Here is a 20,242-nt window from a genome sequence, read left to right as displayed (position 1 = left end):
AGTCTATAAATTCAATAGAAATTATTTTTCTTGATGGCTTCGATTGGCGATAGGGAAAGTTCACGTTCGCTTTGCCTAACAAATTGCCATTCGTTGTCCGGAAAATCGGCATTTGCGATCTTGATGCCAGAAACGCTGACGTTTCGAAGTCGATCTTCCCAATGGCGAGAGCAAGATTACCATGTCAAAGAACCTCCTTGAAAATAAACTCTTTTCCCGCCGCGTGGCGCTTGCCGCCCTGGCGACTGTCGCCGTAGCGGTCACGACCTACTCGGCTTCGGCTCCGGCGTTCGCCGAAGACAAGACGGAACTGAAGGTTGGCATCATCTCCGGCGAGGACGAGGATGTCTGGCGTGTGGTGACGGCCGAGGCCGCCAAGAAGGGCCTGACCATCCAGACGGTCGTCTTCAACGACTACACCCAGCCGAACGAAGCGCTCTCCCGCGGTGAGATCGATGCGAATGCCTTCCAGCACCTTCCGTATCTCGAGAACCAGATCAAGACGCAGGGCTACAAGATCGTGCCGGTAGGCTACACCGGCGTCTGGCCGATCGGCCTCTACTCGAAGAAGCATGCCAAGACGGCCGAACTGCCGGAAGGTGCCATCATCGGGGTCCCGAACGACCCCTCCAACGAGGGCCGCGCACTTCGCGTTCTGCAGAACGAAGGCCTGATCAAGCTGAAGGACGGTACCGGAATTCTGGCGACCATCGCCGACATTTCCGAAAATCCCAAGAACATCCAGATCAAGGAGCTCGATGCCGGCATCGTCGGCCGCTCGGTCGAGGATCTCGATGCGGCCGTCGTCAACACGGACTGGGCACTGAAGAGCGGCCTCACTCCGGAAAACCGCATTGCGCAGGAGCCGGTGGCCGAGAACCCGTACCGCAACTTCATCGCGGTCCGCGAAGAATCGAAGGATGAGGCGTGGGTCAAGCCGCTCGTCGCGGCCTATCAGAACGACGCCGTGAAGGCCGAGTTCGACCGTGTCTACAAGGGTACCGGCATCAGCGCCTACTAAGAGCAGCCAACCGTCAATCGAGACAGCCCGCGACGCGCAATCGGCGTCGCGGGCTGTCTCACCGTTTCGAAGGCAAGCAGAATGAACAGTCACGTATCATGGACATCCGGGGAGATGGAGGTAAGCGGCAGCGACGTCGTCCGGCTGACCGACGTCAGACGGCGCTTCGGCGACACCGCAGCGCTCGACGGTGTTTCTCTCGGTGTCCGGCGTGGTGAGATCCTTGGCATCATAGGACGAAGCGGTGCGGGAAAATCCACCCTCATTCGCTGCCTTAACGGGCTCGAACGGCCGGATAGCGGCAAGATCCAGATCGAGGGCAGGGAGATCACCAGCCTTCGCGAGGTCGAACTGCAGCCGCTCCGTCGGAAGATCGGCATGATCTTCCAGCACTTCAACCTTCTCTCGGCAAAGACGGTGGAACAGAATGTCGCCTTGCCGCTGAAGATCGAAGGCTGGCCGAAGGCAAAGCGGCTGGCACGCGCCGCCGAATTGCTCGAGCTCGTCGGTCTCCTGGACAAGGCCAAGGCTTATCCTTCCGAACTCTCCGGGGGGCAGAAGCAGCGCGTCGGCATCGCGCGCGCACTTGCCGCGAGCCCGGCGCTGTTGCTTTCCGATGAGGCGACCTCGGCACTCGACCCCGAAACGACGCGGTCGATCCTGGCTCTTCTGAGAGACATCAATAGTAAGCTTGGACTTACCATTCTGCTCATCACCCACGAGATGGAGGTGGTGCGCAATATCGCCGATCGCGTCACCGTGCTGGATGCCGGCCGTGTCGTCGAGGAGGGGCCGGTGTGGCAGGTCTTTTCGAGACCCCAGGCCGAAACGACCAAAAGCCTGCTCAGCGGCATCCGTCCGCAACTGCCGGCCCACATCGCGGAGAAGCTGTCCCAGACCGCAAAGGGCGATGCCGTACTCGCAGTCGACATCGCCGGTCCCGCGGCGGCCGGGCCACTTCTGCAGGATCTCTCGGATGCGTTTCCGAACGGCTACCGCCTCATCCATGGCGGTGTCGATCATATCCGGGAGCAGCCTGTCGGCCGGTTCTTCATTTCCGTGAGCACCGGTTCCGCCGGTCGCCTGGTTTCATTCGCAGAGCGCCTCGGCGCACAGGTGGAGGTGCTCGGTCATGTCGCCGATCATGGTTGAACTGCTCATCCAGTCGCTCTGGGAAACGATCCTTATGACGGCCGCCTCCGGTTTCATCTCGCTTGTGTTCGGTCTGCCGCTCGGTCTGGCTCTGGTCGTCACATCGCGCGGCGGCATCGCCGAGAACCTTTCGATCAACCGCCTGCTTGGGGCTGTGATCAACGCGTTCCGGTCGTTGCCCTTCATCATCTTGCTGGTCGCGCTCATTCCCGTCACACGGCTGATCGTCGGGACCTCCATCGGTACATGGGCGGCGATCGTGCCCCTGTCGATCGCAGCGACGCCCTATTATGCGCGCATCGCAGAGGTGTCGTTGCGCGAGGTCGACAGGGGGCTCATCGAGGCGGTGCGCGCCATGGGTGGAAATCGCTGGACAATCGTTCGCGAGGTGCTCATCCCGGAAGCTCTGCCCGGTATTGTTGCCGGCTTTACCGTGACGATCGTCACCCTCATCGGTGCGTCCGCGATGGCCGGAGCCATCGGCGCAGGAGGCCTCGGCGACCTTGCCATACGCTATGGCTACCAGCGCTTCGAAACGACCGTCATGATCGCGGTGGTCGCCGTTCTGATCGTTCTCGTCTGCGGCATACAGTGGCTGGGTGACCGGATCGTCACCCGGCTCGACCATCGGGGCTGACAACGCCTGGTCGCAACCCCTCGCAGTCCGAAGCATGGATTCGGACTGCGAGGCATCGAACCGCCGATCGGCAGCGCGTGAACGGCCGGCACAGGCGACTTCGCCAATCCCCTCGCGCACGAGGAGAGGTGCCTGAGCAAGACATGGTCAGATTTGCAGAAGAAATCGCATACCATCCTATAATAGATAAATTCTATGGAAATTACTGTCTATTGGATTGAAGATGGTAAGCCTAGCATAGCGTTTCACGTCGCCACTCCGAGGTTCACATGCCCAGATCTTTGAAAACCACAGTCGTTGCAGCTCTAGCCTTCTCCACCTTCGCCACGACGGCCCTTGCGGGCGAAGTGCTCGACCGGGTGAAACAGAAGGGCGAGGTCGTCAATGCACTTGTGAACGACTATCCGCCCTTTGCCTACATCAACGACAAGAACGAGCTCGACGGCTTTGATGTGGACGTTGCCAAGGCATTTGCCGACAAGCTCGGCGTGAAGCTGAAGCTCGAAACTCCCGGCTGGGAAACGATCATCGGCGGCCGTTGGGCGGGCCGGTGGGACATTGCGATCACGTCATCGACGCCGACGGAAGAACGGGCGAAAGTCGTCAATTTCCCGGTCAATTACTATAGCGTTCCGGCCGTGCTGGTCGTGAACAAGGATGAGCAGGCGATCAAGTCGGTGGCCGACATCACGGGCAAGCGTGTCGGTGTTGGCACCGGTTCGTCCTATGAGGCCTATGTAAACCGCAATTTCTCGATCCCCGGCCAGCCTGCCATCGCGTTTCCCTTCGGCGAAGTTCAGGTCGTGCCGAACGACGAAACCGTCAACTTCCAGAACCTTGCGCTGGGTGCAGGCGTGCGGCTCGATGCCATCGTCGCTTCGCTCGGGACGGCGCAGGGCCAGATCGACGCAACCGGCAAGCTGAAGCTCGCTGGCGAGCCGCTCTTCGCCGAGCCGAACGCCGTGGTGACCGACAAGGGCGACGCTGAATGGGATGCGGAGATCAAGCGCGTCATAACCGAACTGAAGGATGACGGTACGCTCGCCAAGATCTCGGAGAAGTGGTTCAAGGTCGATATCACGAAATATGCCTTCTGATATCGTTCTGCCAGCAGTCGAGAATCCCGAGCGGGTCCGGGCACGGTTTCCCCTGTCCGGGCCTGCCGGTTTTCGCCTGCGCGTACAACTGGTCTGGCTGGCGCTGCTGACGCTGTTGCTGAGCCTTTTCTACAATCTCGGCCTCGATTTCGGCCTGATAGGGGAGAAGCTTCCCTTCATGCTGGGATTGCGCCTGTCGCCGGACGGGTTTGTCCAGGGCGTCGTGCTCACGATCCTGATCACCGTGACATCGATGATCGTCTCGCTCGTCGTTGCTGTTCTGACGGCGCTGGGGCGGCTTTCGTCCAATGCGCTGGCCTTCGGATGCGCGACCTTCTACGCGTCGTTTTTTCGCGGCACGCCGCTGCTGGTCCAGGTGCTGATCATCTACCTCGCGCTGCCGCAATTCGGGATCGTGCTGTCCGGATTCGTTTCCGGTATTCTGGCGCTCTCGCTCAACTATGGCGCCTATCTCGCCGAGACCATCCGGGCAGGTATCCTTTCCGTTCCGCTTGGACAGGCCGAGGCCGCCAGGGCGCTGGGGCTCGGCCGCGGCGTCATCGCCTTCAAGATCATCGCTCCACAGGCGATGCGCATCATCATTCCGCCTGCCGGCGGGCATTTCATCTCGATGCTGAAGGATTCGTCCCTGGTCTCCGTCATGGGGCTGTGGGAACTGAATTTCCTGGCCCAGTCCTACGGGCGGGCCACCTATCACTACATGGAAATGCTGCTGACGGCGGCTGCAATCTACTGGTTATTGTCGATCGGACTCGAGCTCGTGCAGAATCGCCTGGAACGGCGCTTCGGCCGGGGCTTCGCCGCCGGTCGACAGGGAGGATAGCAATGACAACCGAACCCACCTTCACCATCCTCGACGGCGGCATGGGACGCCTACTCGAACGGCTCGGCGCACCGTTCCGCCTGCCGGAATGGTCCGCTCTTTCCCTGATCGAGGCACCCGAATACGTCTCTCGAGCCCATCAGGCCTATGTCGACAGCGGAACCGACATCATCACCACGAATTCCTACGGGCTCGTGCCCCATATGCTCGGAGAGGATCGGTTTGCAGCCCACGGGCGCACCCTTGCCGACCGGGCTGGGCGTCTCGCGCGCGAGGTTGCCGACGGCGCAGGCCGGCGGGTCCTGGTCGCGGGGTCGCTGCCGCCGCTATTCGAGAGCTACCGGCCCGAACGGTTCCAGGCGGGAGAGGCGCCACGTATCATCGAAAGCCTCGTCGAAGGCTTGCGGCCGCATGTCGATCTGTGGCTGATCGAAACCCAGAGCTCGACCGTGGAGGCCCTGACCTCGCTTGCCGCCGTCATCGGCGACGGCAAGCCCGTCTACGTTTCCTACACGCTGAAAGACGAAGACGGACGAACAGGGCCGCCGGAGTTGCGCTCGGGCGAGCCGGTCGAGGATGCCGTGCGCCGGACGCTCGCCGCCGGGGCAAGCAGCGTGTTCTTCAACTGCAGCCAGCCCGAGGTGATGAGCGATGCGGTGCGGGCAGCCCGCAAGGTCGTGAACGAGGTGCCGGGGGCAATTTCCATCGGGGTCTATGCGAACGCCTTCGCGCCCGAACCGCCCTCGGACACGCCCTATGCCGGCATCTCCGAAATTCGCGCCGATCTCGATCCGGAAAACTACCTGAAGTGGATCGAGCGTTGGCTCGCGGACGGCGCCTCGGTTGTCGGCGGCTGCTGCGGCATCGGACCGGAGCATATCGAAGCCATCCGTGCATTCCGGGAAAAAGCAACGGCGGGCTGATCGTCCGTCTGGCGGGCGATGCTTCTGGTGGCGCCGATCGAACGTAACAGTGGAATTGTCTTGGCTTATCCCTTCATTCCTTAGCACCCGGCCTTGCGTGCACAGCAAGAGCACAGAGCGCGCTGCCGACGCCCATGAGGGCGATGACCCAGCTCATGGGCCACGGCGTGCCGTCGGCAAAGAGACCCACGAGACCGGAGCCGGCCATGCCGCTGCCATATTGAATGGCCCCGACGAGGGCCGAGACCACGCCGGCTTGCGTGGGAAAGTCGGATAGTGCACCGGCGATGGAGTTGGCGACGATGAAACCGGTCATCGAAACGAATACCAGCAGCGGGAGAAAGAGCCCCCAGATGCCGCCCCGGTCATCGAAGGCTGCGATGGCCAACACGACGGACGCCACTGCCGCGACGGTCGCGCCGCCGAGAAGGATGCGGTTCATGCCCAGGCGGGAAACGAGGCGTGTGTTCAAAAGATTTGTCGCCATGATGCCGATGATGCCGGCGCCGAACAGCAGGCCATAATACTGAGCCGGGACATGGTGGTAGGTGATGAAAGCGAAGGGCGTGCCCGCGATGTAGGCATAGATGCCGGCATAGAAGAAGGCGCCGGCCCCCGCATAGGCGAGGATCGTCCTTTCTCGGAGCAGTGTAAGGTAACCCCGGAAGGCACCATGGAGAGGCTTGGAGCTGCGGCGCGAAAGTGGAAGCGTTTCGGGCAGGCTGAAGAGTGCCGCGAGCGTCGCCAGTCCGACGGCGACGAGCGTCCAGAAGATTGCCCGCCATCCGGCAATCGCTGCGATCTGGCCGCCCAGTATGGGTCCCAGCAGGGGAGCGATGGCCATGACCGCGATGAGCGTCGACAGCATCTGCGCCGCGCGCGGGCCCTCGTAGAGATCCCGGACCATGGCGCGTGCCAGCACCACGCCGGCGCACGCGCCAAGCGCCTGCACCATGCGCCAGGCTATGATCGCGCCGATACTTTGCGAAAGCGCGCAACCTGCCGAGCCGATCACAAAGAGAACGAGACCCATGGCGACGGGAATGCGGCGGCCATGTCTGTCGCTGAGCGCGCCCCAGAAGAGCTGGCCGATACTGAACCCGATCAGGTAGCCGGTGATCGTGAATTCCACGCTGCCGGCGTCTGCGGAAAGCGCATCGGCCATAGTCGGCATTGCGGGAAGATAGAAGTCCGTCGAGATGGAAGCAAAGCCCATCAGCGCGCTCAGGATAGCCAGCACATGCCAGGGGTTTCTGACGGCTGCCGGCGTAGCTTCGCCGACAGACCCGTTCGCCCGCTGGCGAACGTCTGCTCGTGATGACATCGATGAGCCTCAGTATTCCTGCGCAGTCGGGCGGAACAGGATCTCGTTTATGTCGACATCGGCAGGCTGGCTCATGGCGAAGAGCACGCAGCGCGCGAAACTGTCGGCGGGGATGGCATATTGCTCGTAGAAGTCACGAATGCCCTTGGCGACATCCGGCTCTGTGATGTGATCGGGCAGCTCGGTCGCGACCGCGCCGGGCGAGATGATCGTGCTGCGGATGTTGTAAGGTTTTACTTCCTGCCGAAGGCCTTCGGAGATGATCCGGACGGCATGCTTCGTTGCCGAATAGACGACGCCGCCGGGACGCACCTTGTGGCCGGCGACCGATGACACGTTGATGATGTGGCCGCTCTTCTGCTTCATCATGTGGGGAAGAGCGGCGGCGATCCCGTACATCACCCCCTTGAGGTTGACGTCGATCATGCGATCCCACTCGTCGACCTTCAGGCGTTCGAGCGGCGACTGCGGCATCAGCCCCGCATTGTTGAGCAACACGTCGATGCGGCCATGAAGCTCGACGGCATGATCGATGAGGGCCTTGACCTGTTCCCGGTCGGTGACGTCGACCTTGAACACCGATTGACTGCCAATGCCAAGCTCCGCCGCGAGGGCTTCAAGCCTTTCGACGCGGCGAGCGCCGAGCACGACCCTGGCGCCATTGCCGACGAGGTGGCGCGCCGTCTCGGCGCCAAGCCCGCTGCTGGCGCCGGTGATGACGACGATCTTGTCCTTGATTGCGTCCATTGGAGTTGCCTTTCCTCTTCCAGTCGGTTCAGCGGTCGATGTTAGCCTGTAGGCTGGCGGGATAGCGTTCTCCCTTGACATCGATCCGATCGAGGGCGGATGCGATCTCCGAGAGTTCCGATACGCTCAGTTCCACCTTCGCCGCGCCGTCGTTCTCTAACAGGCGATGCACTTTCGTGGTTCCCGGGATGGGAACGATCCAGGGCTTCTGGGCCAACAGCCAAGCAATCGCGACCTGCGCTCGCGTGGCACCCTTGCGTTCGGCAATTCCGCCGATGAGATCGACAAGAGACCGGTTCGCCTCCCGGGCCTCCTTGGCGAACCGCGGCACGACGTTGCGGAAATCGTTCGCGTTGAACTCGGTCGTGTCGTCGATGGCTCCCGTGAGGAAGCCCTTGCCCAGGGGGCTGAACGGCACGAAGCCGATGCCAAGCTCTTCGAGGGTGGGGATTATCTCGGCTTCCGGCTCGCGCCACCAGAGCGAATACTCGCTCTGCAGCGCGGCCACCGGCTGGATGGCGTGCGCTCGCCGGATCGTGTTGACACCGGCTTCCGACAGCCCGAAGTGCTTCACCTTGCCTTCGGCGATGAGATCGCGAACTGTTCCGGCGACATCCTCGATCGGCACCGTCTTGTCGACCCTGTGCTGGTAGAGCAGGTCGATGTGGTCCGTGCCAAGCCGCTTCAGCGAGGCTTCGGTGACGGCGCGAATGTGATCTGGCCGACTGTCCGGCCCCGGTTTGCCCCCTTCACCCAGAAAGCCGAACTTCGTGGCGATCACGACCTTGTCGCGGATCGGAGCGAGCGCCTCACCGACGATTTCCTCGTTGGTGAAGGGGCCGTACGCTTCGGCCGTATCGAAAAAGGTGACGCCGTCCTCATAGGCATGGCGCAGCAAGGCGATGGCATCGGTCTTGCTCATGGCCTGCCCGTAGGCGAAGTTGATGCCCATGCAGCCAAAGCCGATGGCCGAAACTTCAAGGCCGCTTTTTCCAAGTGAACGTTTTTGCATGTTCATTCTCCTTGCGAGGTGTCTTGACGGCGCACGACAGCCAACAGCACCGGCATCGGAGCCAGGGCCGGAGTGTCAGAGCCGACGAATGTTACGTGTTGATGCACCTTGCGTGCATTGCCTCGGGAGCAGCAGCTTCGGCGCTCCCGATCGTGTCCAGATAGATCCGCACTATCGGCGAGAGGGCGGGCAACCATGCCTGCGGCGCATGGTCGGCGCACCTTCCCGCCGGAATTCGTCTACTTGCCGGATCCGTATTCTTCGTCCGTGACGTGCTCCAGCCAGTCGACGGCCTTACCGTCCAGCGCCTCGGCGATCGCAATATGGCTCATCGCCACGTCGGGTGAAGCCCCGTGCCAGTGCCTCTCTCCGGGTTCGAACCAGACTATGTCGCCGGGCCGGATTTCCTCAATGGGACCTCCTTCTCGCTGCGCCCGCCCAAATCCCGAGACAACTATGAGGGTTTGTCCGAGCGGATGGGTGTGCCAGGCGGTGCGGGCACCGGGTTCGAAGGTGACGATGGCTCCGCCAATTCTTGCCGGGGCGTCGGTCTGGAACCGCCCGTCTATGCGCACCGTCCCGGTGAAGTAGTCTGCCGGTCCCTTTGCCGAGGGAACGGTGCCTGCCTTCGTTATCTTCATCGCAGTCTCCTTTTCGTCGACGATCTCGCGATCGCTGAAGTGCATGAGCGGACTATAAACCCCAGCAGGAATTCCGATAAGATTATCAAAACGGCATGAACTTATACGTTCGGTTCATATGTCTTCCGCTCGACCGCAATTCAGCCGAAGGCGATCGGCTGAACGCAGATCGGAGGATGCGCTGGCGCGGGAAGCGCGACCAGCGCATCCGTTTCGGTCTCAGGTAAGTTCCAGGGAAGCCATGTCGATGACGAAGCGGTATCGCACGTCCGCGCGTTCCATTCGTTCGAAAGCTTCCGTGATCTGGTCCATCCTGATCATCTCGACATCAGGCAGGACGTTCTTGCGCGCGCAGAAATCAAGCATTTCCTGGGTTTGCCGGATGCCGCCGATCGGCGATCCCGCAACACGGCGGCGGCCAAGCAGCAACGGAACGCTGTTGAAGGCATTCATGGGGCCGACCTGGCCGACAATCACGAGCGTACCATCGACGTCGAGCAAAGGCAGATAGGGAGCCAGATCATGCTGGACCGGAACCGTATCGATGATCAGATCGAAGCTCGACTGGGCCTCTTCCATGGCCTCGGGATTGGTCGAGATGAGCAGTTTTTCGGCACCGAGGCTGCGGGCGTCTTCCGCCTTATCGGCCGAGCGGCTCAGCACCGTGACTTCCGCACCCATCGCCGAGGCAAGCTTAACCGCCATATGGCCGAGGCCACCCAGGCCGATCACGCCGACGCGGCTGCCGGGCCCGACATTCCATGTACGAAGCGGCGAATAGGTGGTGATGCCGGCGCACAGTAGCGGTGCTGCACGGGAAATATCGAGGCCATCGGGGATGCGGCAGGCAAATTCCTCGCGGACGACCAGATGCTTCGAGTAGCCACCCTTGGTGATCTCTCCGGTTATGCGGTCAGGCGAATTGTAGGTGTTCGTATTGCCTTCCCGGCACAGCTGCTCCTCGCCACGGCGGCATTGATCGCAGGTCTGGCAGGAATCCACCATGCAGCCCACGGCGGCGTAGTCGCCGACCTTGTACTTGGTGACGTCGGTGCCGATCTCGATCACGCGGCCGACGATCTCGTGGCCGGGAACGTTCGGATAGACTGTCCAGCCCCAGTCGTTGCGGGCCGTATGAAGGTCCGAATGGCAGACGCCGCTGTAGAGGATCTCCATGACGACATCGTTTGCACGGGGCGCGCGCCGCTCGAAGACAAAAGGCTCCAATGGGGCGTCGGCCGCGGTGCAGGCAAATCCAATCGTTTTCATCTGTTGCTCTATCTCTCGACTTTGATGATGCAGGGCGTATCGAGACCAGTGGCCGCGCGGGTGCCCCAACCCGGCCAAGGAAATTACCACTGGTCCAGTCCAGCGATAAGGTGCTAAATACCGCATATACTTATACTGTGGATTCATGAATGAAGCGCGACGAACTCGGAGACCTGGTTGCCTTTCTGACCGTTGCGGAGGAGCGCAGTTTCACGCGGGCGGCAGCCCAGCTCGGCACTTCGCAATCCTCGCTCAGTCACACGGTCCGTCGACTGGAAGAGCGCATGGGCGTGCGGCTGCTGGTGCGGACCACGCGCAACGTGGCGCCGACGGAGGCGGGGGAACAGCTCGTCGAAACCTTGCGGCCGGCCTTCAACAGCATTCGCGGTGGTATCGATGCCCTCAGCGCCCTCAGGCAAAAGCCGGCGGGCACGATCCGCCTGACATCCAGCCGGCATGCCGCGGAAACGATCGTCATGCCTGCGGCCAAGCGGCTGATGGCGGACTATCCCGAAATCCATATCGAGATTTCCGTCGAGCAGAGGCTGATCGACCTCGTCGCCGAACGCTACGACGCAGGTGTTCGCCTGGGCGAGCACCTGGAAAAGGATATGATTGCGGTCAAGATCGGTCCCGAGATGCGAATGATCGTCGCCGGCTCGTCGGACTACTTCCGACGGCATCCCAGGCCGCAGACCCCGCATGAGCTGACGCAGCATGCCTGCATCAATCTTCGGCTGCCGACGCTTGGCGGGCTCTATGCCTGGGAGTTCGAACGGGACGGGCGCCCGCTCAATGTGCGCGTCGAGGGGCAATTCGTCTGCAACGACGTGCCGATGATCATCGATGCGGCCATAAGCGGCCTCGGCCTGACGTGTCTTCCGAGCGACCATCTCGAGCCGCTCGTTGCCGACGGCACGCTCGTGAGCGTCCTTGAGGACTGGTGTCCGCCTTTCCCCGGCTATCACTTGTACTATCCGAGCCGCAGGCTCTCGTCGCCGGCCTTCGCGCTTCTCGTCGATGCGCTGAGATACAAGTCCTGAAACCGCAACGCCCCTGGTCTGCTCGCTGAAGCAGCGCAGAGATAGCTATCCGCAAAAAAACGACCTCGGCTGCGGTACAGCCGAGGTCGTTCGCCGGCAAAGTTGCCGTGTCCGGAGGAATCGCCGCGATCAGGTCCGCGGCTTGAGGTTTTCCGGGTCGTAGATCGGCTTGTAGCCGATGCCGAACACTTCGACTTCGTAGGTCTCGGCGAAATATTCGACCTTCAGCTTGCGGCCGACCTGGCAGTAGGACCAGGGCAGGTAGGCAAGCGCGATGTTCTTGCCGACCGTCGGGCCATAGGCAACCGAGGTGGTGTAGGACCGGCGGCCGAGTTCGTCGACCAGCGTTTCGCCGGTCTCCGGATCCATGACCGGCATGGAGCCGACCGGGTAGCGCTTCACGCCATTGGCATCCGTGTTCTCGGTCATGATGAGCGTGCAGAGCATGGCCGGCTGGTGTTCGCGGGCCTTGTATTCCAGATGCTTGGCCTTGCCGCGGAAATCCGCTTCCTTGACCTTCGGACGGGCGAGATCCGATTCGATCAGGTTGTACTGGGTGATGAGGTCCGCGTTCTGCAGGCGGAGGCTCTTTTCCATGCGGCGCGAGTTTGCATAGGTCTCGACGCCGAACGCCATGACGCCGGTGGCGCGCAGCGCATCCCAGACGGCGAGGCCGTCCTCGTACTTCATGTGCAGTTCCCAGCCTTGCTCGCCGACATAGGAGATGCGGAAGGCGGTGACCTGCTTGCCGCCGATCTCGATCGGCTTGATCTGGGCAAAGGCAAAGTTTTCCGGGTCGAGGCCGGCCGGATCTGCGACGACCTTCTTCAGTGTATCGCGGGCATTCGGTCCCCAGATGCCGATGGTGATGAACTTCTCCGAGACGTCGGTGATGGTTACGTCGAGGCCGCGATCCTCGGCGACGCGCTTCATGTAGTGGAAGTCGCGCGGGCCGGCATCGGCGCCGTTGATCAGGCGGCAGCGGTCGGCCATGCGGATGACGGTGAAGTCGGCGCGCACCATGCCCTCGTCGTCGAGGAAGTGGGTGTAGATGCCCTTGCCGATGTTCGCGTCACCGCCGATCTTCGCGGCGCAGAGCCACTCGAGCAGCTCGACATGGTCAGGGCCTTCGATATCGACCATGTGGAAGTGGCTGAGGTTGACGATGCCGCAATCCTCGCTCATGGCGAGATGCTCGGCGTTGGAGACGCGCCAGAAATGACGGCTGTCCCATTCGTTTTCGCGCACGGGAACCCTGTCGCCGTACTTCTCGAGCAGGTGCTCGTTGGCCTTGTAGCCGTGGGCGCGCTCCCAGCCGCCGAGTTCCATGAAGTAACCGCCGAGTTCGACCTCGCGCTCATAGAAGGGCGAACGCTTGACGTTGCGGCCCGTGCCATAGGGCTCGCGGGTATGCACGGCCGGGAAGTAGATCTTCTGGGCGGCCTCGTAGCAGCGGCCCTCGATGAACTGTTCCGTGAGCTGGTGCGGATAGAAGCGCGAATAGTCGATCGAGGCGTGGTCGATCTCGGTGCGCCCGTCGGTCATCCAGTCGGCGATCAGCTTGCCGTAGCCCGGACCGTCCTTGACCCAGATGGCGACGCAGTACCAGAGGCCGCGCACCTTCTGGCTTTCGCCACAGGACGGGCCGCCTGCGGCGGAGACCTGCAGCAGGCCGTTGAACGAATGGCCTTCATTGTAGCCGAGTTCGCCAAGGATCGGCGTCAGTTCCATGGCCTTTTCGAGCGGCTCGAGGATCTGCTCCATGTCCAGGTCGCGCTGGGAGGGCGACAGGCGCGCCTCGTGCTTTTCGAGGATGTCGCGCGGATGGCACATGCGCGGATTGGTGGTCTCGTAGTAGCCCCACTCGATCTGGCCGCCCTCGGTGGTGTTCGGGTCGCCGGTGTCGCGCATGTAGGCGGAGTTGCCCTGGTCGCGCAACAGCGGGAAGCCGATTTCCTTGCCGGTGCCCTCGAACTCGTTGTAGGGACCGAAGAAGGTCAGCGGGTGGTCGACCGGCATCACCGGCAGGTCTTCCCCGACCATTTCGGCGATCAGCCGGCCCCAGAGGCCTGCGCAGACGATGACATGATCGGCCATGATCGTGCCGCGGTGGGTGACGACGCCCTTGATGCGACCGTTCTCGACGATCAGCGACTGGGCGGGCGTGTTGCCGAAGACCTTCAGCTTGCCCGATTTTTCGCCGGCATCCACCAGCTTGCCGGCGACCGTTTGCGAACGCGGAATGACGAGGCCGGCGTCGGGATCGAACATGCCGCCCATGACCTGGTCTTCCTCGATCAGCGGGAACATCGCCTTGATCTCGGAGGGAGAAACGTAGTGCGCGCGGGTACCGAAAGCCTTCGCAGAGGAGAGCTTGCGCTTGATTTCCTCCATCCAGCTATCGTCGCCGGTGCGGGCGACTTCGAGGCCGCCGATGCGGGCGTAGTGGCCCATCTTCTCGTAGAAATCGATTGAGTACTGGGTGGTCCAGACCGACAGGTAGTCGTGGCTCGTCGTGTAACAGAAGTCTGATGCGTGCGCGGTCGAGCCGATGTCCGTCGGAATACCGGATTTGTCGATGCCGACGATATCATCCCATCCGCGTTCGATGAGATGGTGGGCGATCGACGCACCCACGATGCCACCCAAACCGATGATGACGACCTGCGCCTTCTGCGGAAACTCTGCCATAGCCTGCGACCCTAGTTGGTAATCGGGCCGGATCTTAGTGCGTGTCGTGTCGCGACCACAGCCTGTCTACGACATAATCCCGATATTGCACGACCACGGCAATGCTGCAGCCCGGGCAAATCAGGCGGCAGGCAAGGCAGTGAACTTGCCCCAGCAATCGAGAGGGAAACGCAAGGTCTGAAATAGCCGCCTGCCTTCCGCCATTCATGATGCGGCGCTCATGGCGGGATCCTCCCGCACGAGCTCCGTGAGAAAATCAAGAACGGCTCTGACGCGGAGCGGCAAGTTGCGTCTGGACGGATAGACGACGTGAATGGGAAGCCGCGCGGGCGGAAACTCGGGCAGGAGAGATACAAGCCTGCCGGCAGCGATGTCCGGTACGGCCAGGATGTGGGAGAGCACGGCAAGACCAGCCCCGGCAATGGCTGCCCGGTGAACCATGACGGCGTTGTTCGCCTGCAGCCTCGGCACGATCCTGACTGCGACGTCCTCCGACCCGTCGGAGAAGAGCCACGTGCGTCCGTCTCCGCCGCGGCAATGGGAGATGCAGTGATGCGCCGCGATGTCGGCCAGCGTTCGCGGGGCGGGATGTCGGGCAAGATAATCGGGTGACGCCACGAGAAAGGCCGTCGTCCAGCCAAGCCGCCTGCCGATGAGATTGCTGTCGGAAACCGGGCCGAGCCGAACCTCCAGATCGAACCCTGCCTCGACGAGGTTCGACGAGGTTTCGGTCGTGACCAGCTCCACCGCAAGGCCCGGATGCTGGCGGAGCAGGTCGCCGAGCCGGTCGCTGAGGGAGAGCCCGAGCGGTGCGGGCAGGCTTATCCGGACCTTGCCGGAGGCGTGCGTCCCGTCGCATCCGACCGTGTCACCGAGTTCGTCGACGGCCTCGAGTATGCGCATGGCCAAGGGGATCACGCGTTCGCCCTCGAGCGTCAGGGCCACGCCGCTCGTCGTGCGGTGAAGAAGCCGTGTGTTGAAATGCTGTTCCAGTGCCGAGATCTGCCGCGAGATCGCGGGCTGGGTCATGTGGCGCTCATCCGCCGCGGCTGAGAAGGACCCCGTCTCGGATACGCGGATAAATGTCTGCAATGCGGATACCAGGTCCATGTTTGCCTCCGTCCGTCGCCGGTCGCCTCATAGTTTTCGTTATGAGCGCTATGCACGGAGCGTAGGCGAGAAGGGCTTTACTGTCCAGCAATTACGGATATTTTATATCCATAAGGACATTTAATATCCTTAATAACGGAGGTTACCATGACACAGCGCCTGAACTACGCCCAGCAGTCCCCGGAACTCTTCAATAAATTCGTGGAATTCAGCGTTTCTCTGAAAAACAGCGTCATCGACGAGCGGATCCGGGATCTCGTCAACATCCGCGCCTCGCAGATCAACGGATGCGCCTTCTGCCTCGACATGCACGTGAAGGAGGCCAAGATCCACGGCGAGAGCGAGCTGCGGCTCTATCACGTGGCGATCTGGCGTGAATCCAACCTGTTCCATCCTCGCGAACGCGCAGCCCTTGCTTGGACCGAAGCGCTCACGAGGCTTCCGGAGGGTGGCGTGCCGGACGAAATCTACGAGCGGGTGCGCGGCCAGCTCTCCGAAAAGGAGATCTCGGACCTGACCTTCTCCATCATGACGATCAATGCTTGGAACCGAGCAAGCATCGCCTTCCGGAACGTGCCCGGCTCAGCCGACAAGGCATTCGGCCTCGACAAGGCCAACCTGAGCTAAGCCCCCTTCACGATAGGCATTTCAGCCAATCAAATCCGAGAACGGAGATCTGACATGAAAATCGTAGTCATCGGCGGCACCGGCCTCATCGGTTCCAAGACGGTCGAACGGCTGAGGAAGCGGGGGCACGAGGTTGTCGCCGCATCTCCGAACTCGGGCGTGAACACGATCACCGGCGAAGGGCTTGCCGCAGCGCTGGCGGGGGCGGAGGTCGTTCTCGACCTCGCCAACTCGCCGTCCTTCGAGGACAAGGCCGTGATGGAGTTCTTCGAAACGGCGGGGCGCAATCTTCTTACGGCCGAGAAGGTCGCGGGCGTGAAGCACCACATCGCGCTCTCCGTCGTGGGAACGGAGCGCCTGCTGGACAGCGGTTACTTCCGCGCCAAGCTGGCTCAGGAGAAGCTCATCATCGCTTCCGGAATTCCCTACACGATCGTGCGCTCCACGCAGTTCATGGAGTTCCTCGGCGGCATCGCGCAATCCGGGACTGTCGGTGACACGGTTCGGCTCTCGCCGGCCTATGTGCAGCCGATCGTTTCGGACGATGTGGCAGACGCGATGGCGGACGTTGCGCTCTCGCCGCCAGCCAACGGCATCGTCGAAATTGCCGGTCCCGAGCGGGCAAGGCTCAGCGAACTGGTCGGTCGATACCTCAAGGCGACCAACGATCCGAGGAAGGTCGAGGCGGATCCGGAGGCGCACTACTTCGGGGCGCCTCTCACCGATGGCACGCTTGTTTCCGACGACAATCCGCGGCTCGGTCACATCACCTTCGAGCAGTGGTTCGCTGCATCCCGTGCGGCGCAATGATCCGTCGCTTCAGAGGGGCGTTCGCGCCCTTCCGGCAAACCGTCATTCATGGAGATTGAAATGATCAGGAAACTTCTGCTTGCGGCCGCACTGGGGTCGCTCTCCGCCTTCGCTGCGAATGCACACGACGCAGGAAAGGCTTCGAAAGTCACGGTCGTCTACGAGCACGAACTGCCGAACGTGCCCGGCAAGAGCCTCAAGGGAGTCCTCGTAGAGTACGGACCCGGCGGCTTCTCCGACGCCCATACCCACCCGAGTTCCGCCTTCATCTACGCGACCGTGCTCGAGGGCGCGATCCAAAGCCAGGTCAATGACGGTCCGGTGAAGGTCTACCATGCCGGCGAGAACTTTTCGGAGATGCCCGGTGACCGCCACGGTGTCAGCGCGAACGACAGCGACACGAAGCCGGCGAAGCTGCTGGCGGTCTTCGTGGTCGACACGACCCAGAAGGAACTGACCTTTCCCATGGCCAAGTAGGGGCTTGCCAAATGCCGGTCCAGACGGCTGACAAAGTCTCAATTGTCAGCCGGTTTCTCCGACGCGCGCCCGCGATGCCGAACCAGATCCGGCACCCGGCGCGCGCAATTTCTTGCGCGCACGGAAGTCTTTCTCATCCTCTCCCGATCCCGGATGGCTGGAATTCTGTTGAGGTATGGCAGAGGGGACGGCGGTTAGCCCGCGCGCTGCTGCACCCACTGGGCGGTGCTTTTCCAGAGATCAGCAGGGATTTCCTGTCCGAGCATTTCTATCAGTTGTGCCAGGCTCACGCTTCTAAGCTTGCTGCGCCAGGCTTCATCCGCTTCCCACATGATGCGGGCGACGGCACAAGGACCGCTGTCGCAGAAGCCCTGCGGCCGGCAGGGATTGTTGGCCCGTATGTTGCTGCAGGTGAACGTGCGCGCGTTGCCTTCCACGGCCTCGACGATATCCAGAAAGCTGAGGTCGGCGGGCGGCTTGCCCAACCTGTAGCCGCCGCTCGGCCCAAGCGTGGTGTGGACGATGCCGGCCTGGGAGAGGCTTTGAAGAGCCTTCGAGAGGTATTCCTTCGGCACGCCATGGAACTCGGCAAGCGCCTTCGTCGAAAGGTACTTGTTCTGCGGGAGACCGGCAAGAATCGCGCAGCAATGCAACGCCCATTCAACTTGGCTCTTGAGGATCATTCGGCGTCATTCCGGAACAAGCGCGTTTACTCCGCTATTTACGGATATAATTTATCCGTATTCACGCCTACTGTAAACATGCAAGCCCGTACCCACACGCTACAGACATCAAGCGCCTGCCAGGAGCGCTTGGCGAGATGATCCGGTCCCGCCATCCGAGCTCCTCGCAGGCGACGGGTTCATCCGACCGTCGCGGCAGACATATCGTCGGCGATAACTCTCGCTCCATCGCGAATACGGTCGGCGGCGGCGTAGAGCGCCCTGGAGTTGATCCTGGCGAGCTTGCCTGCCTCGGTGGCGTACTCGGTTACGGCTGATTGCATGAATTCGCCGAGAACCTCGAAAGAGTCGCCTGTCTCCTGGCTGGTGATCAGGTCATCGATCAGCTTGAAGTCCTTCTCGTAGCGATGGTTCAGGAAGGACAAGAACTCTATCTGGCAACGCATCATCGCGTGAACCGCCTCGGCCTGCAGGTGTGCAGCCACGCTGGCGGTCGACCGGACATCCGGACCAAAGGGCGGCCAGGCAGGGGAAAAGCCGGAAATCGGCGCAGATGCTTGATGTTCCATGGCTAGGCTCCTTCGTGCCCACAAAACGGAAATCTGAGCAAGGAACCGGGCCGGCGCGCTCATCGACCCGTGTCAACGACGGCATTGGCCCGTTTCCAATGTAGGGAACTGCGGCCTCGAAGGCCGCCCGCCGATTATCTGGGCCAAGTTCCTTCACGACACGCAAGCATAGTCCGCCATGCAACGAATTGACCAGCATCAATGCGCCTCCATCGTGCGCGGGTACCTTTCGACCGTGAGAAGGAGGCAGAGATGTACAAACATATCCTCATTCCGATCGACGGATCGAATCTTTCGGCAATGGCCGTGGAGCAGGGACTTGCCCTTGCCAAGCAGGTCGGCGCGCGCGTGACGTTCATGATGGTGATCGAGCCGTTTCACATCCTGACGGCGGACAGCGACCAGCTCGGCAGCACGCGGGACGTCTACGAGGCTCACGCACATTCGGTCGCCGCCGGCCACCTGGCCTCGGCCGCGGAAAAGGCGAGAGCTCTCGGGGTCGACTGCGTGACGTTGCAGGTCGATGCGAACGAGGCTTACCGCGCGATCATCGATACTGCCGGCGCGAAGGGCTGCGATCTGATCGCGATGGCTTCGCACGGGCGGCGCGGGATCGATGCGCTTCTCCTTGGAAGCGTCACCACAAAGGTTCTCACCCACTCGAAGGTGCCGGTTCTCGTCTACCGCTGACGGCGGTTCGCGCCTTTCGCGGCCGGCGGAAACGTAAGCCGGTCGCACATGCGCTGGAAACGCTGGGCATGGCCTCGACGTCCGCTCGACCGGCAGTGATGGCGGCTGATCCGGCCCGTGAGATCCGCGTTTTGCCCGCGCCGTGCACCGGCTGGCGGCGAGGTCTCGGACCGCCGAAGCTGCGACACCCCGAGCCTGCTTGGAACAGTTGTTGAAAGCGCTTTCAATTAGAATTATTATAATCGGCAGAGCGTGCATCCCACGCGAATGTACGCTTATTGCAAGCCGCATTCGTGGAGGATTTGATGGCAAACACGTTTATGGAAGGGAAGAAGTCGCAGGACTGCATCAACCTGGTCCTTGCCGCCGGCCTCTTCGTTTCTCCCTGGGTCATGGGCTATATGGCGGACAGCGTTCCAGCCTGGAACGCCTGGATCGTCGCAGTCGTGCTGGGCGCTCTGGCGATCGCGACGCTCTCCGTATTTGCGCAGTGGGAGGAATGGGCCAACCTCGTCGTCGGGCTCTGGCTGATCGCCTCGCCCTGGCTCCTGGGGTTCACGTCCAACGCCGGTGCAATGTGGACGCATGTGATCCTTGGTGCGCTTGTCGCTGCGGTCTCCGCATGGGCCGTCTGGGACGAGCGGCAGAATCCGCATGCCCATGCATAGGTGCAGGAATGGCACGAACGGGGCCGCCGTGGCGTCGGCGGCCCCGTCTCCCGACGCGGGCGCACTCGCCCCTTCACCTCGCGCGAACATCGCACTGGCACTCTCCTCCCCAGAGTGCTAAATTCCCCGAAACAGCCGAAATGCATCGCGTGAGGAGCGAGATCGTTGCGCACAGGAAACGTGTGCAACTCGCGGTGAATTGCTTCG

Annotated in this window: 21 protein-coding genes; 12 read left to right on the top strand and 9 right to left on the bottom strand. The window is 62.0% G+C overall.

Annotation, left to right across the window (positions count from 1 at the left end; translation table 11 throughout):
* Positions 1-181 precede the first annotated feature (181 nt).
* From F3Y30_RS00635 to F3Y30_RS00610, 6 genes are all read left to right on the top strand, one after another.
* A complete protein-coding gene (locus F3Y30_RS00635) occupies positions 182-1,021 on the top strand; it encodes a MetQ/NlpA family lipoprotein (protein WP_203424685.1) in 840 nt (279 codons plus the stop codon).
* An 81-nt stretch (positions 1,022-1,102) separates the two neighbouring features.
* Complete coding sequence (locus F3Y30_RS00630; RefSeq protein WP_203424684.1) at positions 1,103-2,173, top strand: methionine ABC transporter ATP-binding protein; 1,071 nt, start codon at positions 1,103-1,105, stop codon at positions 2,171-2,173.
* On the top strand, positions 2,154-2,810 hold the full coding sequence (locus F3Y30_RS00625) for a methionine ABC transporter permease (protein WP_203424683.1): 657 nt from the start codon (positions 2,154-2,156) through the stop codon (positions 2,808-2,810). The genes F3Y30_RS00630 and F3Y30_RS00625 overlap by 20 nt, the downstream gene beginning before the upstream one ends.
* Positions 2,811-3,079: 269 nt before the next feature.
* A complete protein-coding gene (locus F3Y30_RS00620; RefSeq protein WP_203424682.1) occupies positions 3,080-3,907 on the top strand; it encodes a transporter substrate-binding domain-containing protein in 828 nt (275 codons plus the stop codon).
* Positions 3,897-4,751 (top strand): amino acid ABC transporter permease, encoded by an 855-nt coding sequence (locus tag F3Y30_RS00615; RefSeq protein WP_203424681.1) that lies wholly within the window; start codon positions 3,897-3,899, stop codon positions 4,749-4,751. Before F3Y30_RS00620 ends, F3Y30_RS00615 begins: the two co-directional genes overlap by 11 nt.
* Before the next feature lie 2 nt (positions 4,752-4,753).
* Positions 4,754-5,674 (top strand): homocysteine S-methyltransferase family protein, encoded by a 921-nt coding sequence (locus F3Y30_RS00610; RefSeq protein ID WP_203424680.1) that lies wholly within the window; start codon positions 4,754-4,756, stop codon positions 5,672-5,674.
* A 73-nt stretch (positions 5,675-5,747) separates the two neighbouring features.
* On the opposite strand, the gene F3Y30_RS00605 is transcribed toward F3Y30_RS00610, so the two are convergent.
* The 5 genes from F3Y30_RS00605 to F3Y30_RS00585 form a co-directional block, all read right to left on the bottom strand.
* On the bottom strand, positions 5,748-6,998 hold the full coding sequence (locus F3Y30_RS00605) for a multidrug effflux MFS transporter (RefSeq protein WP_203424679.1): 1,251 nt from the start codon (positions 6,996-6,998) through the stop codon (positions 5,748-5,750).
* A 9-nt stretch (positions 6,999-7,007) separates the two neighbouring features.
* A complete protein-coding gene (locus F3Y30_RS00600; protein WP_203424678.1) occupies positions 7,008-7,745 on the bottom strand; it encodes an SDR family oxidoreductase in 738 nt (245 codons plus the stop codon).
* Between the two features lie 28 nt (positions 7,746-7,773).
* Positions 7,774-8,757: an aldo/keto reductase gene (locus tag F3Y30_RS00595; protein ID WP_203424677.1), complete on the bottom strand. Its 984-nt coding sequence runs from the start codon at positions 8,755-8,757 to the stop codon at positions 7,774-7,776.
* Positions 8,758-8,996: 239 nt separating this feature from the next.
* Positions 8,997-9,398 carry a cupin domain-containing protein gene (locus tag F3Y30_RS00590; protein ID WP_203424676.1) on the bottom strand — a complete coding sequence of 134 codons (402 nt, stop codon included), beginning with the start codon at positions 9,396-9,398 and terminating at the stop codon, positions 8,997-8,999.
* A 219-nt stretch (positions 9,399-9,617) separates the two neighbouring features.
* On the bottom strand, positions 9,618-10,667 hold the full coding sequence (locus F3Y30_RS00585) for an NAD(P)-dependent alcohol dehydrogenase (protein WP_203424675.1): 1,050 nt from the start codon (positions 10,665-10,667) through the stop codon (positions 9,618-9,620).
* A 149-nt stretch (positions 10,668-10,816) separates the two neighbouring features.
* On the opposite strand from F3Y30_RS00585, the gene F3Y30_RS00580 reads away from it, so the two are divergent.
* Positions 10,817-11,710: a LysR family transcriptional regulator gene (locus tag F3Y30_RS00580; RefSeq protein ID WP_203424674.1), complete on the top strand. Its 894-nt coding sequence runs from the start codon at positions 10,817-10,819 to the stop codon at positions 11,708-11,710.
* 129 nt (positions 11,711-11,839) lie between these two features.
* Here F3Y30_RS00580 and F3Y30_RS00575 read toward each other — a convergent pair whose 3' ends face one another.
* Positions 11,840-14,401 (bottom strand): FAD-dependent oxidoreductase, encoded by a 2,562-nt coding sequence (locus F3Y30_RS00575; RefSeq protein ID WP_203424673.1) that lies wholly within the window; start codon positions 14,399-14,401, stop codon positions 11,840-11,842.
* Positions 14,402-14,605: 204 nt separating this feature from the next.
* A complete protein-coding gene (locus tag F3Y30_RS00570) occupies positions 14,606-15,511 on the bottom strand; it encodes a LysR family transcriptional regulator (RefSeq protein ID WP_203424672.1) in 906 nt (301 codons plus the stop codon).
* A gap of 147 nt (positions 15,512-15,658) precedes the next feature.
* On the opposite strand from F3Y30_RS00570, the gene F3Y30_RS00565 reads away from it, so the two are divergent.
* From F3Y30_RS00565 to F3Y30_RS00555, 3 genes are read left to right on the top strand one after another with little or no spacing between them, the layout of a single operon-like run.
* Entirely contained in the window at positions 15,659-16,138 is a 480-nt protein-coding gene (locus F3Y30_RS00565; protein WP_203424671.1) for a carboxymuconolactone decarboxylase family protein, read from the top strand.
* 54 nt (positions 16,139-16,192) lie between these two features.
* Complete coding sequence (locus tag F3Y30_RS00560; protein ID WP_203424670.1) at positions 16,193-16,948, top strand: SDR family oxidoreductase; 756 nt, start codon at positions 16,193-16,195, stop codon at positions 16,946-16,948.
* A 60-nt stretch (positions 16,949-17,008) separates the two neighbouring features.
* A complete protein-coding gene (locus tag F3Y30_RS00555; protein WP_203424669.1) occupies positions 17,009-17,425 on the top strand; it encodes a cupin domain-containing protein in 417 nt (138 codons plus the stop codon).
* Between the two features lie 194 nt (positions 17,426-17,619).
* Here F3Y30_RS00555 and F3Y30_RS00550 read toward each other — a convergent pair whose 3' ends face one another.
* Complete coding sequence (locus F3Y30_RS00550; protein WP_203424668.1) at positions 17,620-18,108, bottom strand: Rrf2 family transcriptional regulator; 489 nt, start codon at positions 18,106-18,108, stop codon at positions 17,620-17,622.
* A gap of 179 nt (positions 18,109-18,287) precedes the next feature.
* Positions 18,288-18,677, bottom strand: a complete 390-nt coding sequence (locus F3Y30_RS00545) for a phasin family protein (RefSeq protein ID WP_203424667.1) — start codon at positions 18,675-18,677, stop codon at positions 18,288-18,290.
* A gap of 252 nt (positions 18,678-18,929) precedes the next feature.
* On the opposite strand from F3Y30_RS00545, the gene F3Y30_RS00540 reads away from it, so the two are divergent.
* Entirely contained in the window at positions 18,930-19,367 is a 438-nt protein-coding gene (locus F3Y30_RS00540; RefSeq protein ID WP_203424666.1) for a universal stress protein, read from the top strand.
* 305 nt (positions 19,368-19,672) lie between these two features.
* On the top strand, positions 19,673-20,035 hold the full coding sequence (locus tag F3Y30_RS00535) for an SPW repeat protein (RefSeq protein WP_203424665.1): 363 nt from the start codon (positions 19,673-19,675) through the stop codon (positions 20,033-20,035).
* Positions 20,036-20,242: the final 207 nt, after the last annotated feature.

Source organism: Sinorhizobium sp. BG8 (assembly GCF_016864555.1).
In the GTDB taxonomy this organism is placed as follows: domain Bacteria; phylum Pseudomonadota; class Alphaproteobacteria; order Rhizobiales; family Rhizobiaceae; genus BG8.
This window is presented reverse-complemented; position numbering and strand designations above follow the sequence as displayed.

Bases quoted from the DNA above. Each gene is read 5' to 3' on its own strand.
- F3Y30_RS00635 (WP_203424685.1), top strand. From the start codon at position 182: ATGTCAAAGAACCTCCTTGAAAATAAACTCTTTTCCCGCCGCGTGGCG.
- F3Y30_RS00630 (WP_203424684.1), top strand. From the start codon at position 1,103: ATGAACAGTCACGTATCATGGACATCCGGGGAGATGGAGGTAAGCGGC.
- F3Y30_RS00625 (WP_203424683.1), top strand. From the start codon at position 2,154: ATGTCGCCGATCATGGTTGAACTGCTCATCCAGTCGCTCTGGGAAACG.
- F3Y30_RS00620 (WP_203424682.1), top strand. From the start codon at position 3,080: ATGCCCAGATCTTTGAAAACCACAGTCGTTGCAGCTCTAGCCTTCTCC.
- F3Y30_RS00615 (WP_203424681.1), top strand. From the start codon at position 3,897: ATGCCTTCTGATATCGTTCTGCCAGCAGTCGAGAATCCCGAGCGGGTC.
- F3Y30_RS00610 (WP_203424680.1), top strand. From the start codon at position 4,754: ATGACAACCGAACCCACCTTCACCATCCTCGACGGCGGCATGGGACGC.
- F3Y30_RS00605 (WP_203424679.1), bottom strand. From the start codon at position 6,998: ATGTCATCACGAGCAGACGTTCGCCAGCGGGCGAACGGGTCTGTCGGC.
- F3Y30_RS00600 (WP_203424678.1), bottom strand. From the start codon at position 7,745: ATGGACGCAATCAAGGACAAGATCGTCGTCATCACCGGCGCCAGCAGC.
- F3Y30_RS00595 (WP_203424677.1), bottom strand. From the start codon at position 8,757: ATGCAAAAACGTTCACTTGGAAAAAGCGGCCTTGAAGTTTCGGCCATC.
- F3Y30_RS00590 (WP_203424676.1), bottom strand. From the start codon at position 9,398: ATGAAGATAACGAAGGCAGGCACCGTTCCCTCGGCAAAGGGACCGGCA.
- F3Y30_RS00585 (WP_203424675.1), bottom strand. From the start codon at position 10,667: ATGAAAACGATTGGATTTGCCTGCACCGCGGCCGACGCCCCATTGGAG.
- F3Y30_RS00580 (WP_203424674.1), top strand. From the start codon at position 10,817: ATGAAGCGCGACGAACTCGGAGACCTGGTTGCCTTTCTGACCGTTGCG.
- F3Y30_RS00575 (WP_203424673.1), bottom strand. From the start codon at position 14,401: ATGGCAGAGTTTCCGCAGAAGGCGCAGGTCGTCATCATCGGTTTGGGT.
- F3Y30_RS00570 (WP_203424672.1), bottom strand. From the start codon at position 15,511: ATGGACCTGGTATCCGCATTGCAGACATTTATCCGCGTATCCGAGACG.
- F3Y30_RS00565 (WP_203424671.1), top strand. From the start codon at position 15,659: ATGACACAGCGCCTGAACTACGCCCAGCAGTCCCCGGAACTCTTCAAT.
- F3Y30_RS00560 (WP_203424670.1), top strand. From the start codon at position 16,193: ATGAAAATCGTAGTCATCGGCGGCACCGGCCTCATCGGTTCCAAGACG.
- F3Y30_RS00555 (WP_203424669.1), top strand. From the start codon at position 17,009: ATGATCAGGAAACTTCTGCTTGCGGCCGCACTGGGGTCGCTCTCCGCC.
- F3Y30_RS00550 (WP_203424668.1), bottom strand. From the start codon at position 18,108: ATGATCCTCAAGAGCCAAGTTGAATGGGCGTTGCATTGCTGCGCGATT.
- F3Y30_RS00545 (WP_203424667.1), bottom strand. From the start codon at position 18,677: ATGGAACATCAAGCATCTGCGCCGATTTCCGGCTTTTCCCCTGCCTGG.
- F3Y30_RS00540 (WP_203424666.1), top strand. From the start codon at position 18,930: ATGTACAAACATATCCTCATTCCGATCGACGGATCGAATCTTTCGGCA.
- F3Y30_RS00535 (WP_203424665.1), top strand. From the start codon at position 19,673: ATGGCAAACACGTTTATGGAAGGGAAGAAGTCGCAGGACTGCATCAAC.